The sequence below is a fragment of the Roseiarcus sp. genome, assembly GCF_052145395.1.
GTDB lineage: Bacteria > Pseudomonadota > Alphaproteobacteria > Rhizobiales > Beijerinckiaceae > Roseiarcus.
In genome coordinates, this window is sequence record NZ_JBKQOT010000175.1 from 1 (window position 1) to 7,808 (window position 7,808).

Annotated in this window: 4 protein-coding genes, 1 tRNA gene and 1 pseudogene; 2 read left to right on the forward strand and 4 right to left on the reverse strand. The window is 64.4% G+C overall.

The window, feature by feature from the left end; all coding sequences use genetic code 11:
• Together ACLP25_RS06185 and ACLP25_RS06190 are read right to left on the reverse strand one after the other, a co-directional pair.
• Nucleotides 1-637: pseudogene (locus tag ACLP25_RS06185) on the reverse strand (hypothetical protein); the annotation flags it as partial.
• A gap of 399 nt (nucleotides 638-1,036) precedes the next feature.
• Nucleotides 1,037-1,112, reverse strand: a tRNA-Glu gene (locus tag ACLP25_RS06190).
• A gap of 180 nt (nucleotides 1,113-1,292) precedes the next feature.
• Between ACLP25_RS06190 and ACLP25_RS06195 the strand changes: the two genes are divergently transcribed.
• Nucleotides 1,293-2,117, forward strand: coding sequence for a glutamine amidotransferase (locus tag ACLP25_RS06195; RefSeq protein WP_442468351.1), 825 nt, complete (start codon nucleotides 1,293-1,295; stop codon nucleotides 2,115-2,117).
• Nucleotides 2,118-2,471: 354 nt separating this feature from the next.
• Here ACLP25_RS06195 and betC read toward each other — a convergent pair whose 3' ends face one another.
• Nucleotides 2,472-3,995, reverse strand: coding sequence for a choline-sulfatase (betC, locus tag ACLP25_RS06200; RefSeq protein WP_442468354.1), 1,524 nt, complete (start codon nucleotides 3,993-3,995; stop codon nucleotides 2,472-2,474).
• 186 nt (nucleotides 3,996-4,181) lie between these two features.
• On the opposite strand from betC, the gene ACLP25_RS06205 reads away from it, so the two are divergent.
• Nucleotides 4,182-5,432, forward strand: coding sequence for a rhamnan synthesis F family protein (locus tag ACLP25_RS06205; RefSeq protein ID WP_442468352.1), 1,251 nt, complete (start codon nucleotides 4,182-4,184; stop codon nucleotides 5,430-5,432).
• A gap of 26 nt (nucleotides 5,433-5,458) precedes the next feature.
• Here ACLP25_RS06205 and rfaE1 read toward each other — a convergent pair whose 3' ends face one another.
• Nucleotides 5,459-6,934 carry a D-glycero-beta-D-manno-heptose-7-phosphate kinase gene (rfaE1, locus tag ACLP25_RS06210; protein ID WP_442468353.1) on the reverse strand — a complete coding sequence of 492 codons (1,476 nt, stop codon included), beginning with the start codon at nucleotides 6,932-6,934 and terminating at the stop codon, nucleotides 5,459-5,461.
• Nucleotides 6,935-7,808 lie beyond the last annotated feature (874 nt).

Below are 7,808 nucleotides of genomic sequence, written 5' to 3' on the forward strand. Positions count from 1 at the left end.
ACTCGCGCGTGACGTCGAACGCGGGGTGCAGGAGGGCGATGTGCTTCCGCTCGATCTTCAGTGCGGGCTTCAAGGGCTCGTCGGGCCAGCGAATGATGAAGTCATTCTTGTCGATGCCGGCGATGACGCCGAGCCACCAACCGTACGGCTCGCCATCGCTTTCCCAATATTTCCCGACCACGTACGAACCGACCTTCAGGGCATCCCAAGCGTCGGTCGCGCCGACGAGGTCGGACCCGTCGGTCGCCACTGGGGCGGAAAGGGGATGGTTCTTGGTTTGTTCTAAAGCGGATTTCGTGGTCGTCGCCGCGGCATTCTCCGCCTTGGACGCGTCGGGGGCACCCACTCCCCTGCGGACATGCTCTTCGATGCGCCGGTAGACCTCGGCGGAGACTGAGCCGACGATCATGCGACCGCTCCCCTTGAGGACGCCCTCATGCGCCCCGGCAGCCAGAGCCCTATCCGCATCGGTCTGCAGTTCGACCACCGAAAACTTCAATGCCTCCGCGGCCGCCTTAACGGCCTCTTTGTCTTCGGCCCGGAACCAGGAGGCTTGCGTCAACGCGGGGCCGCTGGGTGTGCCGTAGACGAGGATGGCGGGCACGGGTGTTGGTTTTGGTTGGGTTGGGGTAGTCATGGATAATAGGCTCCTCGAATCAAAAGGACCCCGAAGGGGGTCCCCGTGTTGCACGCGAACGACGCGCGAACGCGATCACAATGGTGGGTGTGGGGATGGGTGACGCTTGACGCGCACATGAATTCCCACAATGCCATTATGTCACAAATATACTGATGCGTCAAGTTATTTTTTGGAGCCCATGGCGATAAGTACCATAAATTAACTGTGGAATCGTTTGAATCTGACACTGAGGACCGCACGGGACCTATGGTTGCGGCCATGCGGCGCTTTTTCCCGACGGCCTGAAGTTAGCTGACCCGTTCGCCGTCATTCGCGGTTGATCATATGGAACCAAAACGCGAACTGGACACAGACGGGACACGAACTTCCCTGCTCCCATTAAATCATTGAAATGATTGGCGCTCCCAAGGGGACTCGAACCCCTGTTTTCGCCGTGAGAGGGCGACGTCCTGGACCGCTAGACGATGGGAGCCGGCCGCGGGCAGGGCCGTGTCTATATCGACGCCGCGCCGCGAAAGCAAGGCGCGCAGGGCAAAAATTGCGGGCTGGCGCGCGGTGCATGCGCCCGCACGCTTCCGGCGCGGAAGTTGCATTGCTATAGTCCGAATCAGGGTCGAGGCCGCGGCGGGACGATGGAATGGGAGACGGATCGATGGCGAGCCTGGCTCGTCGCCCGGTTGTGTTGATTGTCCTGCATCAGGCGCATTCCACGCCGGGTCGGGTGGGGCTGGCGCTCAAGGCCATGGGGGCGCGCCTCGACATCCGCCGTCCGAGCCTCGACGAACCGCTGCCGAAAACGCTTTCCGAACACGACGGGGTGATCGTGTTCGGCGGACCGATGGGCGCCAACGATCCCGCCGACTGGATCAGGCGCGAAATCGACTGGTTCGCCGTTCCGCTGGCCGAGCGAAAACCGCTCATCGGCATCTGCCTTGGCGCCCAGATGCTCGCCCGCCAACTCGGGGCGCGGGTGTTCAGCTACGAGGACAAGCGCAGCGAGATCGGCTATTTCCCCATCCGGCCGACCGCCGCCGCCGACCGCCTCTGCGCCGAGCGCTTTCCGCGCTGCGTCTATCAATGGCACTCGGACGGCTTCGACCTGCCGTCCGGCGCCGAATTGCTGGCCACAGGCGGTGAGGATTTCCCCAATCAGGCCTATCGGTACGGCGCCCATGCGGTTGCGCTGCAGTTCCACCCGGAAGTCACCTACCACATGATGTGCAAGTGGACCCTGCGCGGCGCCGAGCGGCTGACCCGTCCCGGCGCGCAGCAGCGTCCCGGCCACCTCGGCGGCTGGTTCCAGCACGACGGCCAGGTGGCGGCTTGGCTCGAGTCCTTCCTGCCGGCGTGGCTCGAGGGACGGCTCGGGGAGAAGGCGGTCGGCGAAGTCCGGCTGGTCGCCGAGAACGCGCCGGCGCGACCCTCGGCGCGCGCACTCGGCGAAGCCGAAGCCTTCGCTGGGTCTTCAGCCGCGTAAGGTCGCCAACTGGCCCCGTGCGGGCCCGGGAACCCCAGACCCGCGTCACAAGACCCTTTCGCGCCCGGCCCATTGCGGCGGCGCCAGGCCTCGCGCGGACGGGCGCGCCTTCGCGATCTCGCGCCAAAATCTTTCCTTTTTCAGAAAAATGTGCTAGGCATACTGGGGATGGAAAACGGTGGCCTGCGCGAAGAGCGATCGCCCCCGCGTCTCGGGCTCCGGGCCCCGCGAGGCTCCCGCATGACGGCTGCGGTTGGCGGCGGCCGCCATGCTTCGAGACCATCGCACGGGCTGGAAAAAGCGCCGCAACGCCTTGAAAAGGTTGGAAACCGACGCGGAAATGGCGGGACCGTCTCAGGGGCCCGCCACCCGAGGGAAGCGCGCCATCGCCTCCAGGTCGTCGAGCGCCATGCTGTTGCGGATGTACTGCTTGCCGGCGTCGCGGAACGGCTGGAAGTCCCAGGCCCGAACTTCGCCCGTCGTCAGCGCGGCGGCAACGAGGCGCCGGCGGCGCTGGCTCGCCCGCACTTCGGCGTCGAGGACATCGAGCCGCCAGCGCCGCGCGACCTCGTCGCGGAAGCCGGCGACCCTCTCGGCATGGGCGTGACCGGCGGCCAAATTGTCGCGCTCGCCGGCGTCGGCCGCAAGGTCGAAAAGCTGATCGGGGTCGGGCGGCGAATGAATGAACTTAAACGGGCCCCGGCGGATCATCACCATCGGCGCGATCGCGCCCTCCGCCAGGTACTCGCCGATCGCCTCGTCATGGCCGGGCCGACCCGAGAGGTGCGGCGTCAGGCTGCGGCCGTCGATCGAGCCCGAAAGCGTCGCAGCGTCGCCTCCGGCGAGATCCACGAGCGTCGGCATGAGGTCGATGAGGGACACGCTGGCCGGGACGCGACGGGGCGCGAAGCGGCCGGGGGACGCCACGACGAGCGGCACGCGGGAGGCGCCCTCGAAGAAGTTCATCTTGTACCAGAGCCCGCGTTCGCCGAGCATTTCGCCGTGGTCGCTGGTCAGCACGACGATCGTGTTCTCGGCCAGCCCGCTCGAGCGCAGGGCGGTCATCAGCCGGCCGAGCTGGTCGTCGACATAGGCGATCGCGCCGAGATAGGCGCGGCGCGCGGCGCGCGCCTCAGCCTCGGTGACCGGTTCGGCGTCGATGGCGCAGACATGGCGGAGGCGGCGCGAATGCGGATCGAGCGCTTCAGGCGCGACCGGCGCCGAGGGCGGGGCGATGTCCTCGTCGCGATAGAGGTCCCAATATCGCTGCGGCACGGCGAACGGATCGTGCGGGTGGGTGAAGGAGGCGACGAGCAGGAACGGGCGCCGGTCCTTCGCCCGGGCGATCTCGTAGATGGCGCGCTCGGAGGCGAAGGCGACCTCATCGTCGAAGTCGAGCTGATTGGTGCGCAGGCACACGCCGGCCTGCGCCACGGAGCTCATATTGTGGTACCAGCTCGGCCGCTCGTCCGGATGGTCCCAGTCGGGCGTCCAGCCGTAGTCGGCGGGATAGATGTCGGTCGTGAGCCTCTCCTCGAAACCGTGCAGCTGATCCGGGCCGCAGAAGTGCATCTTACCGGACAAGATGGTCCGGTAGCCGCGCACTCTGAGATAATGGGCGAAGGTCGGAATGTCGGCCGAGAATTCCGCGGCGTTGTCGTAGACCCGCGTGCGCGAGGGGAGGAGCCCGGCCATGAACGAGGCGCGCGAGGGCGAGCAGAGGGGACTGGCGCAATACGCGCTGTCGAACGCCACGCCGTCGCGCGCCAGATTTTTCATGTGCGGCGCGCGCGCGACCCCGTCGTCGTAGATCGGCAGGAAGGCCGGGGCCATCTGATCGGCCATGACGAGGAGAATATTGGGCGCGTCAGCGGTCATCGGCTTGTCCTGGGAGAGCTTCGTCGCGGCTTCGGCTGCGCCGCCTTCGGCGCTTCGCGCCATGCTGCGCGGCGCGTCCGGCCTTCGGCTCGTCCTGGCTATGCGGCCCCCGCGGTCCGGTCAAGCGTGGGCGCAGTGTTGATGCGGGGGCTTCGCCCGGCTAGGAAGCGACCAGCAGGGATGTCGATGAACCGTTTTCAATCGCTGTTTCAGCGCGCCTATCGGCTGCGCCCGCTTGAGCCTCAGGCGGGGGACTACATCGCCCAGCTTCGCATCGAAGGCCCGAAGGCCAGCAAGAACCTGCTGCTGCCCTATTCGATCGGTCTCGGCTATTTCGTCATTCCGTCCGGCGCCGAGGAACTCGCCATCGAGACGGAGGACTTTCGGGTGGAACGGCTCGACGCCGCGACTTCCTTCTGGGTGCGGTTGCGGCTCGCTTTGCTGTTCAAGAAGAAGAAGTATCTGACGTTTGAGGACTTCTCCGTCTTCTCCTATGGGCCCAAGCCCGAGCGCAAGCGCTTCACGACCTTCAACCAGCATATGTTCAACATCGGCGTCTCGCTCGACGGCGACCTCATCGCCGCGCATCCTGAGTTGCTCGATGGCTGGGACGAGGAGGAGCCTTCGCGACGCGCCGAGGCGAAGGGGCAGGGACCGCATCCGCTGGCGATCGTCGTCCATATCTACTACGAGGAAACCTGGGGCGACATCGCCGGCGTGCTGAGGCGTCTCGCGGTTCCCTTCGATCTCATCGTGACCACGGTTCCGGGACACGAACGCCTGATCCAAACGATCCGTCACGAGTTTCCGCAGGCGGAGATCGAGGTGATGGAGAACCGGGGACGCGACGTGCGTCCGTTTCTCACGCTTCTCGAGCGGGGCCGACTCGACGGGTACCGTTACGTCTGCAAGGTTCACGGGAAGAAGTCGAGCGACGGGGGGCGCAAGTCGTATATGGGGTCGCTCTGGAGGCGACGCCTTCTGTTCGATCTTCTCGCCGCGCCGAACCTCGCTCGCTCAATCGTCGATATGTTCGAGCGGGACCCGTCGGTTGGTATGGTTGGGCCGCGCGCCTTTCGGTTGCCGAGCGAGACCTACTCCGAGGAGCTGTCGTGGTCGGTCAACAAGGACCGCGTGCTACAACTCGCGCAGACGATGGGCATACCTCCCGACCAGTTTCGTCTCGATTTCTTCGGCGGAACGATGTTCTGGGTGCGCCCGGAAGCGCTGGCGCCGCTGCGCAAGCTCAAGCTCTCCAAGGATTTTCCCGAGGAGCAGGGCCTTCTTGATGGGGGGCTTGAGCACGCGACCGAGCGACTGTTCGGCGCGGCGGTCGTGGCCGCCGGCTATCGCCTCGTCGACAGCGACGGTTACAGCGCGGCGGTCGCGGAACGTGGCGACGCTTCGTCCGAAGGACGCCGGACGGGCCTGGGCTGATGATCCGCGCGCGGCGCGCGCCCAGGTCAGCGGGCTCGGCTGTTCGCGCGGGCGATGACCGACGTCGTGCTGTGGCCATGCTCGATTGGCACGAGAACGACCCGACCGCCATAAGAACCGACGAAATCCGCCCCGACGACCGTCGCGACGGTGTAATCGGCGCCCTTGATGAGAAGATCCGGCCGCAGCAGCCGGATCAGGTCGATCGGCGTGTCCTCGTCGAAAAGCGTGACCAGGTCGACGCTGTCCATTGCCGCCATCACGACGGACCGCGCATGCTCATTCTGAACCGGCCGGGTTTCGCCCTTGAGGCGGCGAACGGAGGCGTCGGTGTTGAGGGCGACAACAAGCCGGTCGCAAGCCGCGCGGGAACGTTTGAGGAGTTCGACGTGACCGGGGTGAAGCAGGTCGAAACATCCGTTGGTGAAGCCCACTTTGAGGCCGTGCGCTTTCCAGTCGGCGACGATCTCCGCCGCGCCTTCGTGGTCGACGATTTTCGGATCCCCTTCGCCGCCGGCAAGCGCGGTCGACAGTTCGCGCGCCCTCACCGCCGCGGTTCCGCGCTTGCCGACCGCGATCCCTGCCGCCGCATTTCCGATGCGGGCGGCGGTCTTGACGGGGGCGCCGACGGACAGCGCCAGCGCGAGCGCGGCCACGACTGTGTCGCCTGCGCCGGAAACGTCGAACACTTCAAGCGCATTTGCCGGGACATGGGCGACCGATCCTTCGGGATCGGTAGGATGATAAATGGTCATTCCCTGCGGGCCGCGTGTGAGCACCACCGCGTCGATCTTCGCGCGTTCGTAAAGTATTTTTGCGGCGATCTCGGCATGATGGTCGTCCGCGCACTCGACGCCGGTGATGACCGCCGCCTCGGATGCGTTCGGCGTCATCACGGTCGCGCCTGCGTAGCGGGCCACATCGTGGGTCTTGGTGTCGACCACAACTGGCACGCCACGGGAGCGAGCGATATCGATAATCTGCCGGACAAGAACCGGGATCAGCACGCCCTTGGCGTAGTCCGACACCACGACGGCGGAAACATCGTCGACAACCTCGTTTAGCCAACCGCAAATCGTTTCGACTTCGTGGGGTCCGAGATGAAGCCGCCGCTCGATGTCGAGCCGCATGATCTGATGGCCGCCGGAAACATATCGAACTTTAGTCGTGGTCGGATGGCCAGCCGCGCGGACAAAGCGGCCGACAATCCCCTCGCCGTCGACAAGAGGACCCGCGACTTGGTCGCCCTCCGCATCATCGCCGACCGCTCCCACAAGGATCGCTTTGCCGCCGAGCGCTACGACGTTGCGAGCGACATTCGCTGCGCCTCCCAGCATCGCCTTCTCGGATTGATGATGGAGAACCGGAATCGGCGCTTCCGGAGAGATCCGCTCGACGTGGCCGTAGACGAACTTGTCGAGCATCACGTCTCCCACGACAAACACTTTCGAACCGCGCCACCTGGAGACCCAGGACAGGTTCGTGATCTGAACAACGTTCAATGTCACACCTTGAGGTCATCGCTCGCATCAGCATGCCAAAAAGACGTAAACTTTTTGTGTATGCCAGTCTACCATAGCTGCCGTCCTTGCGTAAGATTGTGACCATGTGACAACGCTTACTCATTTCAGAGGGATAGCGGCCGCCAATCTCGTTTTCGTTGGCGCTGGCGCTGACCGACGTTCGATTCGGGGAACTTTAGGTCACCCGCGACAAAGCGTCGTTCGGCCCCAAAGGCGTGTGGTAACGACTCCCAGCCCCTCACTGGAAACCTTGTCCCTGCCTCATGTTGGACTGGAGGGCAAAGTCCGTTGGCGCATTCGTTCCGGGACCGAACGTCAACGTTAAATCATGCGTTCGCGTACGACTGACGTTTACCAAGGGTAGCGGACTGAATCCTGCTGTGAGATTAACCAGCTTCCACAGGGGATTATGCCAGAGTTTGTAACCACCGCGAACTTGATCTCGTACGAAAAAACGTCGAGCTTCGCGGTTTTCTCACTTCCGGCGGCAGCGACTTCAGACGAAGCAAGGCCTAGAGCCGCGGGAGCGGCCTCCCGGAGGAAGGCTTCAATCCCAAGGAGGTGGTTGCGAGTTTCAGGCACCACAGAAATGCCTCAGATTGATCAATGTGTAGGCCATCAGTTTCATGCCGTAGTGTCGCTGCTGTTTGAATTCGAAGCGCAACAGCAACCGCTTGAATTTATCTTACCACGCGAAGGTCCGCTCCACGCATAGCCGTAACGAATGACGCTTATCCCGTTGACTCAGGTGATGGTCGCAGTGGGTCCGGCGGACGCTTTAGCCTCTGCCGGCGGCCGATGAAATCCGCCGTAAGGCAACCATCGCTGACTATGCCTGTGGCGCTCTGTGGCG

What these genes read in the sequence shown, in the direction of transcription:
- ACLP25_RS06195 (WP_442468351.1), top strand. Translation starts at nt 1,293, where the DNA reads ATGGCGAGCCTGGCTCGTCGCCCGGTTGTGTTGATTGTCCTGCATCAG.
- ACLP25_RS06205 (WP_442468352.1), top strand. Translation starts at nt 4,182, where the DNA reads ATGAACCGTTTTCAATCGCTGTTTCAGCGCGCCTATCGGCTGCGCCCG.
- betC (WP_442468354.1), bottom strand. Translation starts at nt 3,995, where the DNA reads ATGACCGCTGACGCGCCCAATATTCTCCTCGTCATGGCCGATCAGATG.